The sequence below is a fragment of the Vagococcus teuberi genome (assembly GCF_001870205.1).
Lineage (GTDB): Bacteria > Bacillota > Bacilli > Lactobacillales > Vagococcaceae > Vagococcus > Vagococcus teuberi.
On record NZ_CP017267.1, the window covers coordinates 700,010 to 720,327 of the forward strand.

Here is a 20,318-nt window from a genome sequence, read left to right on the forward strand (position 1 = left end):
AAAAAATTTTCATAGAATAAAGAGTTTACATTTTTCAATCAACGTGGTATTGTGTTGTGTATATTAAATAGGACAAGCTTTTCTGATGATTTCAGGAAAGCTATTCCTTTATAAGAAATAAACTGATATAGATTAGTTAAGGAGAAGTGAGAGTACTATGGAAAAAGTCTATCCTATGACTTTAGAAGGTAAACTAAAATTAGAAGAAGAATTAGAAATGCTAAAAACAGTTAAGCGTAAAGAAATTGTCGAACGCATAAAAATTGCTAGAAGTTTTGGGGATTTATCAGAAAACTCTGAGTATGAATCAGCAAAAGACGAGCAAGCATTTGTTGAGGGACGTATTACAACCTTAGAAAACATGATTCGTTTTGCTCAAATAATCGATAATAATAGTGCAGATAAAGATACTGTTTCATTAGGTCGTACGGTGACATTTGTCGAACTACCAGATGGTGAAGAAGAAGAGTATACAATCGTAGGTAGTGCAGAAGCTGATCCATTTGAAGGGAAAATTTCAAATGATTCACCAATTGCTAAAGCATTGTTAGGTTGTAAACTAAATGATACTGTAACGATTGAAACACCTGGTGGTAGCATGAATGTAAAAATTAAAAAAATTTCTTAAGTTATGCAATTGCATAACTTTTTATTTTGAGTATAGGTCTTAAGTCTTAGATAATTTTCAATCTTTTGAAGTTTTATGTATGTTAAAAGAAACGTTATAATAAATCAAATGAAATAAAAAGGAGCCGATTAGTTATGCGCAGCTCATGGAGAGTATTTATTGTAATTGAGTTATTACTATTGTTGTGGGCTCTATATCAATTATTGGGTAATATCCCCGCTATTATATTTTTGACATTTTCCGTTGTAAACCTTTTTTATGTATTAAATAAAAAATACAAAACATCATTTAATCAGTTTCAACTAGTTGCTTCCATCATCATCATGGTGTTAAGTTTACTTAATAGCCCGGCTGTATGGTTAATGTTAATTTTAGCAGTTATTTATTTTGGTTTAGTGATGAGAGAGATTTCAGAAGTTCGTTTTTTTAATTTTGCTCCTTGGAATAAAAAACAAATTAAAATGATTAAAACGACAGGTCGTAGTAAACGTGCTGGAAAACGATTTAAGCGTTCGTGGATTGGTAGTCAGCGTTTGGGTAGTGATACATATGAGTGGGATGATATTAATTTTTCTTTGATGATTGGTGATACGATTATTGACTTAGGTAATACATTATTACCAAAAGAAGATAATGTCGTGATTATTCGAAAAGTATTTGGCCGAACTCGTATTTTGGTGCCAACAGGAATTGGTATTTTATTAGAACATTCCAGTATGCGTGGGGCGGTTCATTTTGATCAAGAAGTGTATCATTTAAATAATGAGTCGTTAAAACTTTATAGTGAAGATTATGATGATTCAACAAGAAGATTGAAAGTGATTACTAATACATTGTTCGGAGATCTTGAGGTGATTCGTGTATGATGTCTAAAAAAAGCCGACCACTTATCTTTTTTTACACATTTTTTCTAACTTTTATTGTATTAATTTTGACACTATATACATACTTTTTCGCGAATAACCAACGGAAATGGATGCTTGAGTTAATAACAACGCGTTTATTTAAAGTTCCAATTATTGTCTATATTATTGTAATAGCTATTGCTGTTAGTGGAATAGCATTTTCTATTCTGTATCTAGTCAATCGATATACTTATGGGAAAATAGAAGAACAACTTCATTTTTTAAGCGTGGGTAACTACGAGCATACTATCTTTTCAAATAAAGAAAAAAAATATCAAGAAGATGGTTTAGTTGATGAGTTAGAGCAAGATGTTCAAAATGTTCGTTCAAAAATGTTATCAATGTCTAAAGAACTACAAGAACTTAGTTCAATCCCTAAATACGTTGATGGAGAATCAAAAGAGGATATTATAAAGTCTGAGCGTCACCGCATTGCAAGAGAGTTGCATGATTCAGTAAGCCAACAGTTATTTGCCGCTACAATGATGTTATCTACTTTAAATGAGATGGTTGAGGAAATGGACGTGCCTGAAGTTATTGAGACACAGCTCCAAGTAGTGGCTTCTATTATTAATACGTCTCAGTCAGAAATGCGTGCGTTATTACTTCATTTACGTCCTATTAATTTGGAAGAAAAAACACTTCAACAAGGAATCGAAATGTTATTGAAAGAATTACAAACAAAGATTAATATAGAGTTAAAGTGGCAAATTGAAAATGTTACCCTTCCAAGTTCAATCGAAGATAATTTGTTTAGAATCACACAGGAGTTACTGTCTAATACTTTACGACATGCTAAAGCCCATTTATTGGAAGTCTATCTTAAAAAAATCGATCAAACAGTTTTATTAAGATTAGTTGATGATGGTGTGGGGTTTGATGTAAAAGAAGAAAAGGTAGGTAGTTATGGATTGCAAAATATTCGGGAACGTGTTCAAGGAATGGGAGGAACTTGTCGTATTGTCAGTTTTAAAGGACAAGGTACCAGTATCGAAATAAAAGTGCCGATTCTAAAGGAGGAACATGATGATTAAAGTACTATTAGTAGATGATCATGAGATGGTACGTTTAGGTGTGTCATCTTATTTATCAATTCAATCGGATATTGAAGTAGTTGGTGAGGCTGAAAATGGATTGATGGGATATGAACAGGCACTAGAGAAAAGACCGGATGTTATTTTGATGGATCTGGTCATGGAGGTTATGGATGGTATTGAATCTACAAAAAAAATACTGTCTGAGTGGCCTGAAGCTAAAGTTATCATTGTAACGAGTTTTATAGATGATGAAAAAGTTTATCCAGCAATTGAAGCAGGAGCAGCAGGGTACTTATTAAAAACATCATCGGCTAAAGATATCGCTAATGCCATACGCTCAGCATATAATGGAGAAAAAGTGTTAGAACCTGAAGTGACCAGTAAAATGATGGAGCGTTTATCTAAGCCTAAAGTACATGATTTGCATGAAGATTTAACTAATCGTGAAAAAGAGATTTTGTTACTAATTTCTGAAGGAAAGAGTAATCAAGAAATAGCTGATGAATTATTTATCACGTTAAAAACTGTGAAAACCCATGTGTCAAATATTTTGTCTAAATTAGATGTAGATGACCGAACACAAGCAGCGATTTATGCGTTTAAGCATGGGATAGTAAAATAATTAATTAAACCTTTAAGGAGACAATTTACATGAGAAAGACATTTGCAGTTATTGGATTAGGACGTTTTGGCGGAAGTGTGTGTCGAGAGTTAGTTGAATCAAACCAAGAGGTATTAGCAATTGATAATTGCGAGGACCGTGTGAATGAATACATGAACATAGCGACGCATACTGTTTTAGCTAATGCACAAGATGAAGCAACGTTACGTTCATTAGGATTAAGAAACTTCGATCATGTGATTGTCACAATTGGTGAAGATATCCAAGCGAGCATTTTAGTAACATTAATGGCAAAAGAAATGGGTGTCCCACATATTACGGCTAAGGCACAAAATGAGTATCACGGTCGTGTATTGGAAAAAGTTGGGGCAGATTTAGTTGTCCATCCAGAACGTGATATGGGGTATCGTTTGGGTCATAAATTAACTTCAAAAAACATGATTGATTTTATTGAACTATCAGAGGATTATTCTTTAGTTGAGATTCGGGTGAGTTATAAACAATTTTTCAACAAAACAATTCAAGAAATTAACTTCAGAAAACATTATAATGTTACTATTGTGGCCATTAGACGTGGGAAAAACGATTTGATTGTGTCCCCTCCTGCTGAACAGGTAATTTTAGAAGGTGATGTTTTATTAGTTGTTGGTCATAATGATGATGTAGATTACCTAGATGCGAAAATGAAATAACAAATGAGCATGAAATTAAAAGGATTTTAATGGTTGTGTTACAATAAGTTCGACATCCGAATAGTTGGAGGAAGATAAAATGGAACTTATTGTAACAGATAGCGCCCACAAGTGGTTTGTGGAAGAACTAGGACTAGAATCTGGTAATTTTGTCCGTATTTTTGGAAAGTATGGTGGTAGTACGAATGTTCACGTTGGTTTTTCAACGGGTATTTCTCTTGTAGAACCTGAAGACGCTCGTACAACAACTGTTATTGACGGCATCACTTATTTTACAGAACAAGCAGATGATTGGTTTTTTACCGATTATACATTAACTGTTGATATAGATGATAAATTAAATGAACCAAGCTTTACATATCAATAAAAAACTGTAGAACGATTAATCGTTCTACAGTTTTTTATTTTTTAATTCGTTTAGGTAAAGCATTGAAATAAATCAATAAGGTTAGTGCAACACCAACTGATCCAAATGAAATACTAGGCCATACAAATTGTAAAATAGCCGTTAAAATACTAGGCAGTGTTGCAGAGTAAACGACGATTTTAAATACATCTTTGTACTTAAACCCAATTAATCTAAATTTAGTAAAGATATTGGCAAAGAAAGAAAGAATGACAATATCCATCAATAAATTAAAGAACACCATAAACCAAGTGACAAAGAACATGATACTAAACCACATTGAACGACTAGTATTGCTTGCAAAAAGTTGTTCAAGGACATTTTTACTTAAAATATTTGCTTGTGGCATTGAGTAAGGAATCGTCAATACATTATCTTCCATAATATCTGTTGTCGTTCCAACTCGAGGTAAAATCATGATGATTTCTTTTTTTAGTAATCCGACAACAAGGACATTACTTGCTGCGTCAGTTTCAATCTCTTCTTTGGTTCTTTTATCATTAGGGTCAAACGTAAAGATAAGTGAGTTTGTTTGATAGATAAACCCATCATTTTTTTTCTTTGTGACTAGCGTGTTATCCTCAATCGAAAATTCTGGAAGTTTCTGAATGATTTTTTTTCCATCATCTTGAATTGTTTTAGTAATTAATGTTGCTTGATAAATAACAGGTAACGAGAGTATGACAGCTAGTAATAACAAATATAAAAAAATATGAAATCCTTTTTTATTTCTACCTTCTAATAGCAAAGTAGGTTGCTTAAAACTCGCTTTTATTAAGTCAAATGTTCGCATAATAACTCCTTTGTAGTATAAATTGAATTACTACTCATTGTAACGCTTTTAGCAAATGAATACAAGAAACGAGAAATTGAAGGTTTCTGGGTTTTATTTTTTGCTTTTTGTATTGTTTCAGTGGTATATTGAAATTGTTCATAATTATCAAAAAAATTAGGGGGCATTATTATTATGACTTATACTTTACCAGATTTACCATATGCATACGATGCGTTGGAACCACATATTGATGAATTAACAATGAAATTACATCATGACAAACATCACAACACATATGTAACTAATTTAAATGCGGCAATTGAAAAGCATCCAGAATTAGGACAACAATCAATTGAAGAATTGATTACTAATTTAAATGACGTACCTGAAGATATCCGTATGGCTGTTAGAAACAATGGTGGCGGACACGCAAATCATGCATTCTTCTGGGAAATTATGGGACCTAATGGTGGTGGCGAACCTACTGGCGCTATTAAAGGAGCAATTGAAAGTGCTTTTGGTAACTACGATAATTTCAAAGATCAATTTTTAGCAGCGGCAACTGGTCGTTTTGGTTCAGGTTGGGCTTGGTTAGTTGATAATGATGGAAAATTAGAAATTATGTCAACTCCAAATCAAGATTCTCCATTAACAGAAGGAAAAACTCCTTTATTAGGTATTGATGTTTGGGAACATGCTTATTATAAAAAATATAGCAATGTTCGTCCTGACTACGTGAAAGCATTCTTTAATGTTATTAACTGGGATGAAGTAAACAACCGTTATAAAGCAGTTCAAAAATAAGTTTTTTAAGGAGAGCGAGTGTGCTTTCCTTTTTTTTTATAAAAATTCTTATGCATACTTAAAAAGTTAAACATATGAGCGAAAAGAATATGGTATAATGAACCAAATAAAAGGGAGGGCAGTTAATATGCTAGAAATATCAAAAGAATCGATTTTAAGTGCACTAACAGTTGAAGCAAATAAAATTAAACACTTATTAACGAACCAAAGAAATCATCAATGCATAGCCCAATGTAAAGCCTTTGAAGAAGTTGTTGATACACAAATGTTTGGCTTTTCAAAACAAGTTGAATTTGCTCAATCCATTGGTTTGATTAATAGGCAAGAAGGCCTTGATATGATTATTGAGTTAGAGAAAGAGTTAAATAAAGTATATAACATGGTGTATCAGGAAGAAAAGGATGCTGGTAGTTAAAATGGATGTGGGGGTTATTTAATCGGTGCATAGGAAGATAGAGAAAACGTATTTTTTGGACTATTTCATTTTAGTACCTTATTTAATTTTATCAATAGTTGGTATTTTAATGGTTTATAGTGCAAGTTCTGTTAATTCTCAAGGATTGGCTTTAGAAGCGATAAAACAAGGTGGCTTTTTTATAGTTGGATTATTAGCCATTTTGTTTACTTATAAAATGAAAACAAAGGTATTTCAAAATAAACAGTTTATTATGACTGCAATTCTTACTATTGGTGCCTTACTTGTGTTAACTAAATTTACTAGTTTAGGAGTTAGTGGTGGTGGTGCAGACGGATGGTTACAAATTGGTCCTGTACGTCTTCAACCCGTAGAGTTTCTAAAAATCATTATTATTTGGTATTTAGCTTATATTCTATCGCGACGGCAAGATATGATACTGGGGCATTTTAAAGATGCTATATTTAAACCAATGATTTTAATTGGAAGTTTAATCGTGTTAGTCTTAATCCAGCCTGATACTGGTGGGGCGGCTATTTTAATTTTAATTGCATTAGTTATGGTGTTGGCAAGTGGTATCCCGTATCTCTATACTTTAGTGGTCGTTGGAGGTGGCGTTGTTGTTTCAACACTAGTGATTCAGTTTATTTCTTTATTGGGTAGTTCTTTATTTCCACAGAGAATGATGTATGTATATAAACGGTTTAAAACATTTACTAATCCGTTTGCCGATCCACTTGGTGATGGTCATCAAATGATTAATTCTTATTTTGCATTAAGCAATGGTGGATGGTTTGGACTAGGTCTTGGTAAGAGTATTCAAAAAAAGGGTTTTTTAACAAATGCTCAAACCGATTTTATGTTTTCGATTGTTGTAGAAGAATTAGGGCTATTTATTTCACTAATTTTATTAATGTTATTATTTTTTTTAATTTTACGAATTATGACGATAGGCATTCGTTCAACTGATAATTTTAATTCATTGATGTGTATTGGTATAGCAGGTATGATGTTGATACAAGTATTTGTTAATCTTGGAGGTATTACGGGAATCATTCCTTTAACTGGTGTGACATTTCCATTTCTGAGTCAAGGAGGATCTAGTTTAGTAACTTTATCTATTGGTGTAGGATTTGCACTAAACATTAGTGCAGATGAAAAACGTAAAAAATTTGATAATGGCAAGTATAGTGAATCTCAGTTATTATTGATGTTCAATTAGTAATAAAAATGTGGGGGATGTAATATGAAGAAAGTATTAGTAGCTAACCGTGGAGAAATAGCTATCAGAGTATTTCGAGCGTGTACAGAGCTAAATTTACAAACAGTGGCGGTTTATGCAACAGAGGATGATCGTTCCATTCACCGTTTTAAGGCAGATGAAGCCTATTTAGTTGGGAAAGGGAAAAAACCAATTGACGCTTATTTAGATATTGAAGATATCATTCGTATCGCAAAAGAATGTGGTGCTGATGCCATCCATCCGGGATATGGCTTTTTATCTGAAAATATTCATTTTGCAAGACGTTGTGAAGAAGAAGGTATCAAATTTATTGGGCCAAGCTTACATCATTTAGATATTTTTGGAGATAAAATTAAAGCAAAATTAGCAGCTCAAGAAGCAGGAATTTCATCTATCCCTGGAACTGATGGACCTGTAAGTGGCGTAGATGATGTTGTCGCATTTGGGGAAGAATTTGGATACCCAATTATGATTAAAGCCGCTTTAGGTGGAGGCGGACGCGGTATGCGTGTTGCACACAATAAAGCCGAAGCACTTGATGGATATGAACGGGCTAAAAGTGAAGCTAAAGCGGCATTTGGTAGTGAAGAAATTTATGTTGAAAAATACATTGTGAATCCAAAACATATTGAAGTACAGATTTTAGGGGATGAACATGGCAATGTTATCCATCTTTTTGAACGTGACTGCTCTGTTCAACGACGTCATCAAAAAGTAGTTGAAGTTGCACCTTGTGTGTCAATGTCACCAGAAAAACGGGAAGAAATATGTCAAGCCGCTGTAAAATTAATGGCTCATGTTGGATATATAAATGCAGGGACAGTTGAGTTTTTAGTTGATAAAGACAGTTTCTATTTCATTGAAGTGAACCCACGTGTCCAAGTAGAGCACACTATTACTGAGCTAATTACAGACGTTGATATTGTGACTAGTCAATTACAAATTGCAATGGGTAAAGATTTACATAAAGATATTGGCTTACCTAAACAAGATGGGATTCATATTCATGGATATGCGATCCAATGTCGTATTACAACAGAAGATCCCTTGAATAACTTTTTACCTGATATTGGTAAAATTGATACATACCGTTCTCCAGGTGGATATGGTATTCGTTTAGATGTAGGAAACGCGTTTGCTGGTGCGATGGTTACACCATTCTTTGATTCATTATTGGTTAAAGTATGTACACATGGTATTACATTTGAACAAACTGTCCAAAAAATGTTACGTGCATTAAAAGAATTTAGAATTCGCGGCGTAAAAACAAATATTCCGTTTCTTTATAATGTATTGTCTCATCCTTTATTTGTGAGCGGTGAAGCAACAACAACATTTATTGATACAACAGACGAATTATTTAATTTCCCTAAAATGCGAGACCGTGGAAATAAAACAATGAAATATATTGGAGAAGTCACAGTGAATGGTTTCCCTGGAATTGGAAAACATGAGAAAAAATACCATTCTTCTCCTAGAATTCCTGAAATTATTACAACAACAGAAAAACGAATTGAAACACCAAAAATGATTTTGGATGCTAAAGGACCGGATGCTGTTGTTGATTGGGTTAAGAATCAATCATCTGTTTTAGTAACAGATACAACGTTTAGAGATGCACATCAAAGTTTACTTGCAACTCGCGTTAGAACAACTGATTTAAAACATATTGCGAAAGAAACAAGTGAGCTTGTACCAGAATTATTCTCACTTGAAATGTGGGGTGGTGCGACGTTTGACGTGGCATATCGTTTCTTAAATGAAGACCCATGGATTAGACTGAAAAAATTGCGTAAATTAATGCCACATACATTGTTCCAAATGTTGTTTAGAGGTTCTAATGCTGTTGGATATCAAAACTATCCTGATAATGTCATTAAAGAATTTATTACGGTAGCCGCTAGAGAAGGTATTGATGTTTTCCGTATTTTTGATAGTTTAAACTGGCTTCCTCAAATGGAAAAAAGTATTCAATATGTTAGAGATGTTGATAAAATTGCAGAAGCAGCTATTTGTTATACTGGGGATGTTCTTGATCCAAGTCGTCCAAAATATAATATGGCTTATTACAAACAAATGGCCCGTGATTTAGAAAATATGGGTGCTCATATTATTGCGATTAAAGACATGGCTGGTTTATTACAACCACAAGCAGCTTATCATTTGATTTCAGAATTAAAAGCAACAGTTGATGTGCCAATTCATTTACATACTCATGATACAGCCGGTAATGGAATTATTACTTATTCTGCTGCTGCTAAAGCTGGAGTGGATATTGTTGATGTGGCAATGAGTGCCATGAGTGGCTCAACAAGTCAACCAAGTATGAGTAGTTTATATTACGCACTAGAAAATGGCGATCGTGATTTAGATGTTAATATTGAGTCTGTTCAAACAATCAATCATTATTGGGAAGATGTTCGTGCTTTCTATACGCCATTTGGTAATGGCATTAATGCTCCTCAAACAGAAGTTTATCAACATGAAATGCCAGGTGGACAATATTCTAACTTACAACAACAAGCCAAAGCAGTTGGTCTTGGTGAGCGTTGGGATGATATTAAAAAAATGTATGAACGCGTTAATTATTTGTTTGGTGATATTGTTAAAGTTACCCCATCTTCAAAAGTTGTAGGGGATATGGCACTATTTATGGTTCAAAATAATTTAACTGAAGAAGATATAGAGGAAAGAGGCAGTGAGCTAAACTTCCCAGAGTCAGTGATTAGTTTCTTCCAAGGAGATTTAGGACAACCAACTGGAGGATTTCCTAAGAAATTAAAAGAAACTATTTTAAATGGCCGTCCATCTATTGAAGTAAGACCTGGTAGTTTAGCTGAACCAGTAGATTTTGATCAAGTGAAAGAAGAACTAGCTGGAAAAATTGACCGTGAACCGACAGATAAAGAAGTAATCAGCTATATCATGTATCCACAAGTATTTCTAGATTATATGACAATGTATAATACTTATGGCGATGTGGAATTACTTGATACACCAACTTTCTTCCAAGGAATGCGTGTGGGAGAAACAGTTGAAGTGCGTATTGAAAAAGGAAAAACATTGATTATCACATTAGATGAAATCGGTGAGCCTAACCTTGAAGGAAATCGCGTCTTATTCTTTAATTTAAACGGTCAACGTCGTGAAATTGTGATTAAAGATAGCAATATCAAATCAACTATTATGGCAAAAGAAAAGGCTGAACCAACAAATGATGCACACGTTGCAGCAACAATGCCCGGATCTGTCTTAAAAGTGTTAGTAGCACCGGGTGATTCATTGCAAAAAGGTGATCCAATTATGATTACAGAAGCGATGAAAATGGAAACAACCATTTATGCTAAACGCAATGGTATTGTGAAGCGTGTTCTAGTTGCAGACGAAGACGCCATTCAAGCGGGAGATTTATTAGTTGAATTAACGATTTAATGTAGAGAGTAGGAGGTGACAAGGTGCGTCGTGTAGGAGAATTTATAGTAGTATTTGTAATTGTGCTAACATTTTTTTATATGAAACCAGTCGTCTTGTCACAAAAATCTCCTAAGCCTGTAGATGAGTTAGTGGTTAATGAAGTTAAACCTCAAATAAAATCGACACAACATAACAAATTAAATGCAACAGGGATGGCAACTATTATTGGTTTGTCAGAAAAAGAACTGAAAGAAAAAATGCCAAACCCTAAAAATGAATGGGTAGTTGGGAGTGATAGAAAGTGGTTGGTTTATGGCGATAATGCGACCGATTATTATCAAGTTGAACTGACAAAAGGTACAGTATCAAGCGCGTTTGTTTTAGGAACACAAGTTGATATTGCTCCATTTAATTTAGAAATGACACTAGGTGATATTTCTGAAATCACAACAATCTATCCCGCTTTTGAATTTGACTATAAGGACAAAAAATATAAAATTGAACTGACAGAAGATGATATGAATTATCGTCCATTGATTTCATTTGATAATGGCACGTATGCTTTGCTTCATTTTAACTATGATACAGGTAAATTATTAGGTGTGAGATACGTTAGTAAAAGCACGTTAGTGGATATGATTCCTTATCAGTTTAGTGAGGAAACAACCAATCCGCCTGTTGAGCTGACAGATGATGAGTGGGAAATGGTCAATCAAGCTAATACAGAACAATTATTGACTATTTTAAATATTGTACGCCAACGAATTAATCGTAAACCTTATAAACTTGATACAGAACTTGTACTTGAAAGTAAAAAAGCGTTAGCTGAATTCAATAAAGATCCTAAGTTAGTGATAAAAAAAGATGACCGATTGGAACAATGGCAAGAAAAAGTTGAATCAAGTAATCCAAGTGATAGTTTCCTTTTAGTTAATGAAGAGATGGAGTGTTTGTTAAAATTAGGGAAACCAGTAGATAAAAATACACATGGTTTATTTGTGCAAAGCATGGGAGATGTCCCGTTTATTGTCACCAATTGGTTTGTCAATCGTTTTGATCAACGTGAAATTAAAGATTCAAAAGATGAGTATATTGGCATAGCCTATAATAAAAATCAAGTGTTAGTTTTATTTAATCAAAAGGCAGCTAATGCATCATTAACCACTGAAAGTAGCGATAAGAGATGATTTATAATGATGAATTATTTGATTTAGAAGATAAAGCCAGTCAAGTAGCAAGAGACGTACTTAGTAGTCAGACTGTTCAAGATTATATAGCGTCATATAAAAGCATGGCTGAGAGTAAAGATGTGTCAGATCTAATGGAAGAATTTCTAGCTAAAAAAGAGGCATTTGAAAAAATTGAACCTTATGGTAAATATGCACCAGACTTTAAAGAGACAAGACGAGCCTTAAGACGAGCCAAACGCTCACTAGATGTGAATGATTTAGTTGCAACGTTCAAAGTAAATGAAACAAATGTTCAAAATGTGTTAGACTATATTAGTCTAGATATCGCACAAGCAATATCAGACACGATAAAGGTTGATGCAGGAAATCCCTTTTTTGAATTTGCTAAAAAAGGTTGTGGAGGGACATGTCATGTTAACAAATGAGTTAGAATTAACACCCAGACGTGGATTAGTCGTTTGGGTTTATAGTTTAAAACAATTAAGAAATCTAAAACGATTTGGCTATGTTTATTATGTATCAAAAAAAATGAAATATGTGGTTTTATATGTAGATGAAGAGTCTGTTGAAGAAACAATTGAAAAATTAAATAAACAGTTTTTTGTTAGAAGTGTAGAGCAATCATTTAGACCAGATATTAATATGAATTTTACTAATAGATTAGGAAATCAAGATTGTCATGATGAACCGTTAGATTTTGAAGAGCAAAAAACAGAAATTCGCTTAGCAGAATTTGATGATTAAAGTATTTGTCTGACATAAGACAAATACTTTTTTTATCGCCAATTTTATATAGAGAGGAAGAAATATCATGCGAGTGATTGCAGGTGAATTTAAGGGAAGAAAATTACAATCATTAAAAGGGGATAATACTAGGCCCACATCTGATAAAATAAAAGGATCAATTTTCAACATGATTGGGCCTTATTTTGATGGTGGTGTGTGTTTAGATTTATATAGTGGTAGTGGTAACCTAGCAGTAGAAAGTGTTTCACGCGGTATGGACAAAGCGTATTGTTTTGATGTTTTTTTTCCCGCTGTAAAAGTTATAGAAGAAAACGTAGCAATGACAAAACAACCAGATTCTTTTGTTGTAAAAAAATTAGATGCATCTAAAGCACTTCATTTTTTATCTGAACAAGGCGTGCTGTGTGACTATGTATTTTTAGACCCACCTTATGCTAAAGAAGAGTTAGAAAAAAATATGATGGATTTACAATCATTAAATTTATTAAAAAAACACGCAAAAATCATTTGTGAGATGGATAAACATGTTATATTACCAGATATAATTGACCAATTAGTTTTACAAAAAGAACAACAATATGGCATGACGAAAGTCAGGATTTATCAATTAAAGGAGGTTTGAAATGAATAAAAAGCGAGTGGCATTATTTCCGGGAAGTTTTGATCCGGTAACGAAGGGACATCTTAATACCATTCAAAAAGCGAGTAAATTATTTGATGAAGTAGTGGTAGGAGTGTTTACAAATACAACAAAAAGAAATCTTTTTACAGCGATAGAAAGAAAACAGTTTATAGAAGACGAGATTCATTCGTTAGCAAACGTATCTGTTCGTGTTTGCGACAATGATTTAACTATTAGAATAGCCAATGAGCTAGGAGCAGATTATTTAGTTCGTGGTATTCGTAATCAACTCGATTATGAGTATGAAAAAAGTATCGCTGTGTTAAATAAACATTTATCTTCTAACATTGAGACAATTTTCTTACTTTCTGATGAGCAGTATAATCATATTAGCTCAAGTATGGTGAAAGAAATTGCAAAATTTAAAGGGGATGTGTCAGACTTTGTTCCGGAAACAGTGAATGAAGAATTACAGTTAAAATTTAAATAAGAAGGTTAGAGTCATGAAAAAAGAGCATTTAAAAAACAAATCATTTTATCTTAAACTTATTGTTTTATTAATAGGTATTGTTGTTTTAGTTTATCCCCTCCCTTATTATATTGAGTCTCCAGGTAGTGCTGATAAGCTAAATGATATCATCACGGTAGATGGTAAAAAAGATACAGAGAAAGGCTCATTCATGATGACCACCGTTCAAGTTCAAAATGCCAATGTCCTGACTATTTTACTAAGTCAATTTAATAAAAATTCTGAACTGGTTCCTAAGCAAGATATTTTGGGTGACTCTGATTCAAGAGAATATAACCGAATTCAAACATATAATATGGAAAATTCGAAAAACGAAGCGATTCAAATCGCACTTGAGTTAGCTGATATACCGTATAAACGTGTATATAAAGGGATTTATGTATTATCTGTGGCTGATTATTCAAGTTTTTATCAGAAACTTGAAGTGGGAGATTTGATCCAAAAACTAGATAATCGTACAGTTTTACAATCAGATGAATTTATTCAATCATTGCAAAAATTATCAGTAGATGACTCAGTTAATATTGGGTTTGAAAGAGATGGAAAAGAAGGAAGTGCTAAAGGTAAAGTTATTAAATTACCTAAACTAGACCGTCCAGGCATTGGGGTAACAGTTGTTGATCAAACAACTATTGATACAGATAAAAAGATTGAATTTAATACAAAAGGTGTCAGTGGACCTTCAGCAGGCTTGATGTTTAGTTTAGAATTATATAGTATGTTAAGTCATAAAGATTTAAAACAAGGACGAAATATTGCAGGAACAGGTACCATCAATGATAAAGGAGAAGTAGGCGACATTGGTGGAATTGAGAAAAAAGTGGTGGCGGCAGAAAAAGCTGGAGCAACTATCTTTTTTGCTCCTAATAATAAAACTGATGGGAAAACAAATTATGAAGTAGCAAAAGAATCAGCTAAAAAAAATAAGCTAAGTTTAACCATTGTTCCAGTTAAAACTATTCAAGATGCTATCGGCTATTTAGAAAAACACACGACTTAAAAAAGTTGTGTGTTTTTTTCGTATCTTATCTTTGAAAGGAGAAAAGATATGGATATCATAGAAAAATTAAAAGAAAAGCACTATATAGTCATAGGAGGAATCTTTGGGCTAATAGTCTTTATCATGCTGCTTTATAACGTATTCAAACCTAAGCCAGATTTAGTGATGGAGACAACACAGAATTCGACTACATACTCAACGGTGTCATCAAGTGAACAGATGAGTGATGAGATGTATGTGGATATTAAAGGAGCTGTTGTAAAGCCAGGTATTTACAAAGTCAATGCAACAATGCGTGTATTGACAGTCGTCGAGATGGCAGGTGGATTTTTACCTGAGGCAGATGATCGACAAGTAAATTTATCCGAACGAGTGAGTGACCAAATGGTAATTTATATACCCAAAGAAGGAGAAGAACTAGCTGAGGTGACTCCTTCTAAAAATGCGTCATCAAAAGATGAAACAACAAATACTCTAGTTAATTTGAATACAGCAACGATTGAGGAATTAAAAACATTAAATGGTGTTGGTGAGAAAAAAGCTGAAAATATTTTGCGTTATCGTGAAGAAAAAGGCTCTTTTAAATCAATTGAGGAGTTAAAAGAAGTGGATGGAATAGGAGAAAAAACCTTTGAACAATTAAAATCATCCATTACTGTCTAATTTTCCTCTTTACTTTTAGAACATATGTTCGTATAATTATTTTAAGAAATGAGAGTTAATAGAAAAGTGAGATGAAATGATATGGCTAATGAACCAATTGAGTTAAATCATCATTATCATGATCGAGGGATAAAAAAATATTTAGGTTTTTATCTATCCGAACACACAAGAGAATTACATCATATGGATGAGAAGCATTCAACCTATCATGTTGGTAAACCAATGATGGATTTTGATGAGATTCTTTCAGTCATTAATGAATCGATTTTAAAACAAGTTCCTGTTCGCATTCAACCAAATATTGCAAATAGTGATAATGGTAGTTTTTCAAATGAATTAGTTGGAAAAATACAAGGTTATACAGAGACGACAATTTATATTGATGAATTGCCAATAGAACTATCGTTAATTCGACACATTGAATTAGCATCTGAAATGAAATGGTACCAAGGGTTAGACTAGAGCCGATGAGTTATAATAATAATCAATTTTTTGATTACACAAAAGAGAAGCAAGATGATATTTTATGCGTTGATATGAAAAGTTTTTATGCCTCTGTTGAATGTGTGGCAAGAGGGCTAGACCCTTTAAATACTTTACTTGTAGTGATGAGTGGAGCTGACTCACCTGGAGGATTAGCATTAGCTGCTTCTCCAAGGGCAAAAAAAGAATTAGGGATTAGCAATGTATCGAGACGTTTTGAAATACCCCATCATCCAGATTTATTGATTGTGCCACCCAGAATGAATTTATACATTGAAAAAAATATAAAGATAAACGAATTGTTTAAAGAATATGTCGCTGATGAGGATATTTTAGTGTATTCAATTGATGAAACATTTGTCAGAATTAGTGCCTCGAAAAAACTTTTTCGTATGGGAGCGTATGAGTTTGCTCAACAGTTAAAACGAGATATTTATCACGAGATGGGATTGTATTGCACGATTGGTATTGGTGATAATATGTTGCTTAGTAAGCTAGCGCTAGATAATGAGGCCAAAAATAATCCTGACATGATTGCAGAATGGCGTTATCAAGATGTTTCTAAAACAGTGTGGCGTATACCAAAGCTAACAGATTTTTGGGGTATCAATAAAGCGATGGAGAAAAGATTGAATCAATTAGGTATTTATAGTATTTATGATTTAGCACATTATGATTTTTTTCATATTAGACATCCTTTAGGACTAATTGGGCAACAATTAGTGGCACACGCTTGGGGGATTGATCGAGCGAATATCAATGAAACTTATAAACCAGTATCTAAAAGTATTGGCAATAGTCAAATTTTAAAAAAAGATTATACCAAAATCAATGAGATAAAGATCGTTATCCGAGAAGTAGCAGAACAAGTCGCAACAAGGCTACGTGCAAAGTCGTTTCAAACCGAATGTGTGGCTTTATCCATTGGTTATTCAAAATACAGTGAAAGTACAGGATTTAGACGACAAATCAAAATTGATGCGACGGATTCATCAAAAGAGTTAGTAATGCATTGTTTACAACTATTTGATACTCATTATAATGGTGAAGCTGTTCGTAGTGCTGCAGTTAGTTATTCAAAACTAGTGGGAAATCAAGCAATTCAACTTAATCTATTTGAAGAAGCAAGCACAACACTTAATGACCGATTACTAGATCAGACGATTGATGTGATTCGCAAACGATTTGGTTTTGACGCAATTGTTCATGCGTCGAGTTTATTGGAAGGCGCCACAGCGATTGAACGGAGTCACTTAGTAGGAGGTCATGCTGGGGGAATGGACGGACTAACATAAATAAACTGGTTAAATCAAGTAAAATCCATTACAATAAACTTAATTCATAGAAAAAGAGGTCAGAAAATGAGCAGAGAAAGAATTCCATGGGATCAATATTTTATGGCCCAAAGTATGCTATTATCTTTAAGAAGTACATGTACTAGATTATCCGTTGGGGCAACGATTGTGAGAGATAGACGAATTATTGCAGGTGGATATAATGGTTCTGTTACAGGAGATGTGCATTGTATTGATGAAGGATGCTATTTAGTTGATGGCCATTGCGTGCGCACGATTCATGCAGAAATGAATGCTATTTTACAATGTGCTAAATTTGGTGTTGAAACAGATGGTGCAGAAATATATGTGACACATTTTCCTTGTCTTCAATGCACTAAAATGATTTTGCAAGCAGGCATTAAAAAGATTCACTATTTAAAAGATTATCGAAATGATGATTATGCCATTAAACTGATTGAGCAAGCTGGTGCAACGATTCACCAAGTCACTCTATCACAAGAGTATTTTGACACATTAGCTTTTGGAACAGACAATGAATAAGAAAAATACTTCTATCAAGGGGTATTTTTTTTATCCCGTTATATTTTATATGCTATGGTTATTGTATTTATTAAAGCCACTATGGGGCATAGCTGTGTTCTTTTTAGTGATAGGATTTCGGATAAGTTTTTCAAAAAATAAACGACTCATAACGATTTGTTTAGTATTTTTTTTACTAGCAAATGGTTATTTTTTTGTGACCCAACCTTTAAGAGAAAACACATTAAATAGTGACACTAAACAAACGTGGATACTATTACCAGATGCTATACAAGTTGATGGAGATTTTGTTAAAGCTAAGGCTAAAAATCATCATCGAACATATTTACTTCAGTACAATTTAAAAACAAAAGAGGAAAAAGATCGTTTGCTAGATGTAAAAAATCCTCTGATTGTAACGAGTTATCAAGAAAGAGTCAAAACTCAAACAAGACGAAACTTAAATGGGTTTGATTACGCAGATTATTTGAAGAATAAGCAAGTTCTAGGAGTCTATAAACTGACAGAAGTGGAAAAGGTATCCGAAAAAAAATTAACCATTAAACACCCAATTGAGATGGTATCTTCTTTTCGAACAAGGTTATTTAAAAAAATAAATCAAACATTTGGGCCCTATACATCTTTTTATATGTCTAGCTTAATACTTGGTATAAATGATGGTGATAACCGAGAAGTGTGGAATAAACTAAGTTTAGCGCACCTTTTTGCATTATCAGGGTTACATGTGACATTTTTTATAACCATGATTCAATCGCTTTTATTACGAATTGGTTTGACAAAAGAAAAGGTATCAATTATTGAAGTAGTATTTTTATGTGTTTTCATTGGCTTAACGGGATATAGTATTGGAGTAGTTCGTGCAAGCCTGCAACATATCATTAAAAAAGCAAATGGTCGCAATCATTGGAAACTTAGCCCGTTAGATTGTTGGAGTCTGACATTGATTAGTCATAGTTTATTTGTTCCAACTTTATTATTTAATATTGGTGGTCAACTCAGTTATTACCTAAGTTTCTTAATTTTGTTTATTCAACCAATTTTGAAGGACAAAAAAGCATCTAACCAATTCATTTTATTTCAGTTACTTTTAACTTTTTTCTCGATTCCATTATTAAGTTATTATTTTTACGAGTTTAATGTATTGTCTAGTGTCTTTAGTTTGCTGTTCACGCCGATTTTATTTCAATGTTTGTTACCAATATTGTGTTTGGCACTGTTGTTTTCTATGACATTACCAACTATTTTGATTAACTTATTGGAACAGATTATCTCAAGCATTCATTTACTTGCGGAATGGTGTGAAAAAGTAACGTTTTTCCAGTTGACTACAGGCACGTTTCCTATTTATATATTGTTAGCTATCATCACTGCACAATTGTATTGTTTAATGTATTGGGAAAGTCATCCTAAATTTTCTAAATCTCGTGTATTATTTTTATTTGTTAGTCCTTGTCTGTGTTTTAGTTTTAAATATTTAAATCCAATGGGAATGATTGCCTTTGTTGATGTTGGCCAAGGTGATGCTATGTTTATTCAGTTGCCTTTTCATAGAGGAAATTATGTGATAGATACGGGAGGAAGTTTGTCTTTCCCACAAGAAGAATGGAAACAAAAAAGAAACGCAAAACGACAAGCAGACTATACCTTGATTCCATTTCTTAAGAGTAAGGGCGTATCAAAGTTAGATGGTGTTTTTATCACACATGCCCATGAAGATCATTTTGGTGACATAGATCGTTTAGCTAAAGAGATAGACATTAAACAATTAATAATGACGCTAGGAACACATGAACAAGAAAATGTCAGACGAAAAATAGAGGGCACACAGATAGAAAAGATTAACAAAGTAACATCAGCAACCAATATACAATTTCCAGGAATCGATATGAAGATACTCTTTCCTGATACTATGGGTGATGGGCAAAATAATGATTCAATGGTGTTAAAACTCAGTATTCATGAAAAAACATTTTTACTGATGGGGGATTTGGAAAAAGAGGGAGAACAAGTATTATTAACTAAATATTCGGAAAGTGATTTAGCAGCAGATTGCGTTAAAATAGGCCATCATGGGAGTAAAACATCAAGTCAATTACAATTCATTAACGCAGTAAATCCTGAAGAAGCAGTTATTTCAGTAGGAGAAGCGAATCGATTTCGACATCCATCACCTGAAACACTCGATACACTTAATCAAGAAAATATTCAGATTTTTAGAACGGATGAACAGGGCATGATTTATCAAAAATGGCTACCACTAAAAAAAGACATGTTAAAAATACGGTCAGTGAAATGAAAATCTGTT

Annotated in this window: 22 protein-coding genes; 21 read left to right on the forward strand and 1 reads right to left on the reverse strand. The window is 33.3% G+C overall.

Annotated elements, in window-relative coordinates; translation table 11 throughout:
* Positions 1-157: 157 nt before the first annotated feature.
* From greA to BHY08_RS03385, 6 genes are all read left to right on the forward strand, one after another.
* The gene (gene greA, locus BHY08_RS03360; RefSeq protein WP_071456531.1) at positions 158-628 is read left to right on the forward strand and encodes a transcription elongation factor GreA; all 471 of its coding nucleotides are present in this window, start codon (positions 158-160) and stop codon (positions 626-628) included.
* A 134-nt stretch (positions 629-762) separates the two neighbouring features.
* Positions 763-1,494: a cell wall-active antibiotics response protein LiaF gene (gene liaF, locus BHY08_RS03365; protein WP_071456532.1), complete on the forward strand. Its 732-nt coding sequence runs from the start codon at positions 763-765 to the stop codon at positions 1,492-1,494.
* Positions 1,491-2,567 (forward strand): sensor histidine kinase, encoded by a 1,077-nt coding sequence (locus BHY08_RS03370; RefSeq protein ID WP_071456533.1) that lies wholly within the window; start codon positions 1,491-1,493, stop codon positions 2,565-2,567. Before liaF ends, BHY08_RS03370 begins: the two co-directional genes overlap by 4 nt.
* Entirely contained in the window at positions 2,560-3,192 is a 633-nt protein-coding gene (locus BHY08_RS03375; RefSeq protein WP_071456534.1) for a response regulator transcription factor, read from the forward strand. Before BHY08_RS03370 ends, BHY08_RS03375 begins: the two co-directional genes overlap by 8 nt.
* Before the next feature lie 29 nt (positions 3,193-3,221).
* Positions 3,222-3,884: a potassium channel family protein gene (locus BHY08_RS03380; protein WP_071456535.1), complete on the forward strand. Its 663-nt coding sequence runs from the start codon at positions 3,222-3,224 to the stop codon at positions 3,882-3,884.
* Between the two features lie 79 nt (positions 3,885-3,963).
* Positions 3,964-4,251 (forward strand): HesB/YadR/YfhF family protein, encoded by a 288-nt coding sequence (locus tag BHY08_RS03385; RefSeq protein WP_071456536.1) that lies wholly within the window; start codon positions 3,964-3,966, stop codon positions 4,249-4,251.
* A gap of 34 nt (positions 4,252-4,285) precedes the next feature.
* Here BHY08_RS03385 and BHY08_RS03390 read toward each other — a convergent pair whose 3' ends face one another.
* On the reverse strand, positions 4,286-5,083 hold the full coding sequence (locus BHY08_RS03390; protein ID WP_071456537.1) for a DUF1189 family protein: 798 nt from the start codon (positions 5,081-5,083) through the stop codon (positions 4,286-4,288).
* 174 nt (positions 5,084-5,257) lie between these two features.
* On the opposite strand from BHY08_RS03390, the gene BHY08_RS03395 reads away from it, so the two are divergent.
* From BHY08_RS03395 to BHY08_RS03465, 15 genes are all read left to right on the forward strand, one after another.
* Positions 5,258-5,869, forward strand: a complete 612-nt coding sequence (locus tag BHY08_RS03395) for a superoxide dismutase (RefSeq protein ID WP_071456538.1) — start codon at positions 5,258-5,260, stop codon at positions 5,867-5,869.
* Between the two features lie 127 nt (positions 5,870-5,996).
* Positions 5,997-6,284, forward strand: a complete 288-nt coding sequence (locus BHY08_RS03400) for a DUF1507 family protein (protein WP_071456539.1) — start codon at positions 5,997-5,999, stop codon at positions 6,282-6,284.
* A 25-nt stretch (positions 6,285-6,309) separates the two neighbouring features.
* Positions 6,310-7,506 (forward strand): FtsW/RodA/SpoVE family cell cycle protein, encoded by a 1,197-nt coding sequence (locus tag BHY08_RS03405; RefSeq protein ID WP_071456540.1) that lies wholly within the window; start codon positions 6,310-6,312, stop codon positions 7,504-7,506.
* 24 nt (positions 7,507-7,530) lie between these two features.
* Complete coding sequence (locus BHY08_RS03410) at positions 7,531-10,959, forward strand: pyruvate carboxylase (RefSeq protein WP_071456541.1); 3,429 nt, start codon at positions 7,531-7,533, stop codon at positions 10,957-10,959.
* 23 nt (positions 10,960-10,982) lie between these two features.
* Positions 10,983-12,128 carry a CAP-associated domain-containing protein gene (locus BHY08_RS03415; RefSeq protein ID WP_071456542.1) on the forward strand — a complete coding sequence of 382 codons (1,146 nt, stop codon included), beginning with the start codon at positions 10,983-10,985 and terminating at the stop codon, positions 12,126-12,128.
* Positions 12,125-12,556: a YlbF/YmcA family competence regulator gene (locus BHY08_RS03420; protein WP_071456543.1), complete on the forward strand. Its 432-nt coding sequence runs from the start codon at positions 12,125-12,127 to the stop codon at positions 12,554-12,556. The genes BHY08_RS03415 and BHY08_RS03420 overlap by 4 nt, the downstream gene beginning before the upstream one ends.
* Complete coding sequence (locus BHY08_RS03425; protein ID WP_071456544.1) at positions 12,543-12,875, forward strand: YlbG family protein; 333 nt, start codon at positions 12,543-12,545, stop codon at positions 12,873-12,875. The genes BHY08_RS03420 and BHY08_RS03425 overlap by 14 nt, the downstream gene beginning before the upstream one ends.
* Positions 12,876-12,942: 67 nt before the next feature.
* On the forward strand, positions 12,943-13,500 hold the full coding sequence (gene rsmD / locus BHY08_RS03430) for a 16S rRNA (guanine(966)-N(2))-methyltransferase RsmD (protein ID WP_071456545.1): 558 nt from the start codon (positions 12,943-12,945) through the stop codon (positions 13,498-13,500).
* Position 13,501: 1 nt separating this feature from the next.
* The gene (coaD, locus tag BHY08_RS03435; RefSeq protein ID WP_071456546.1) at positions 13,502-13,990 is read left to right on the forward strand and encodes a pantetheine-phosphate adenylyltransferase; all 489 of its coding nucleotides are present in this window, start codon (positions 13,502-13,504) and stop codon (positions 13,988-13,990) included.
* A 13-nt stretch (positions 13,991-14,003) separates the two neighbouring features.
* Entirely contained in the window at positions 14,004-15,029 is a 1,026-nt protein-coding gene (locus BHY08_RS03440) for a SepM family pheromone-processing serine protease (protein ID WP_071456547.1), read from the forward strand.
* A gap of 48 nt (positions 15,030-15,077) precedes the next feature.
* Positions 15,078-15,692 (forward strand): helix-hairpin-helix domain-containing protein, encoded by a 615-nt coding sequence (locus BHY08_RS03445; RefSeq protein ID WP_071456548.1) that lies wholly within the window; start codon positions 15,078-15,080, stop codon positions 15,690-15,692.
* 81 nt (positions 15,693-15,773) lie between these two features.
* The gene (locus BHY08_RS03450; RefSeq protein ID WP_071456549.1) at positions 15,774-16,154 is read left to right on the forward strand and encodes a hypothetical protein; all 381 of its coding nucleotides are present in this window, start codon (positions 15,774-15,776) and stop codon (positions 16,152-16,154) included.
* Between the two features lie 5 nt (positions 16,155-16,159).
* A complete protein-coding gene (locus tag BHY08_RS03455; RefSeq protein ID WP_071456550.1) occupies positions 16,160-17,470 on the forward strand; it encodes a Y-family DNA polymerase in 1,311 nt (436 codons plus the stop codon).
* Between the two features lie 66 nt (positions 17,471-17,536).
* On the forward strand, positions 17,537-18,013 hold the full coding sequence (locus tag BHY08_RS03460) for a ComE operon protein 2 (protein WP_071456551.1): 477 nt from the start codon (positions 17,537-17,539) through the stop codon (positions 18,011-18,013).
* A 196-nt stretch (positions 18,014-18,209) separates the two neighbouring features.
* A complete protein-coding gene (locus BHY08_RS03465) occupies positions 18,210-20,309 on the forward strand; it encodes a DNA internalization-related competence protein ComEC/Rec2 (protein WP_169817658.1) in 2,100 nt (699 codons plus the stop codon).
* Positions 20,310-20,318: the final 9 nt, after the last annotated feature.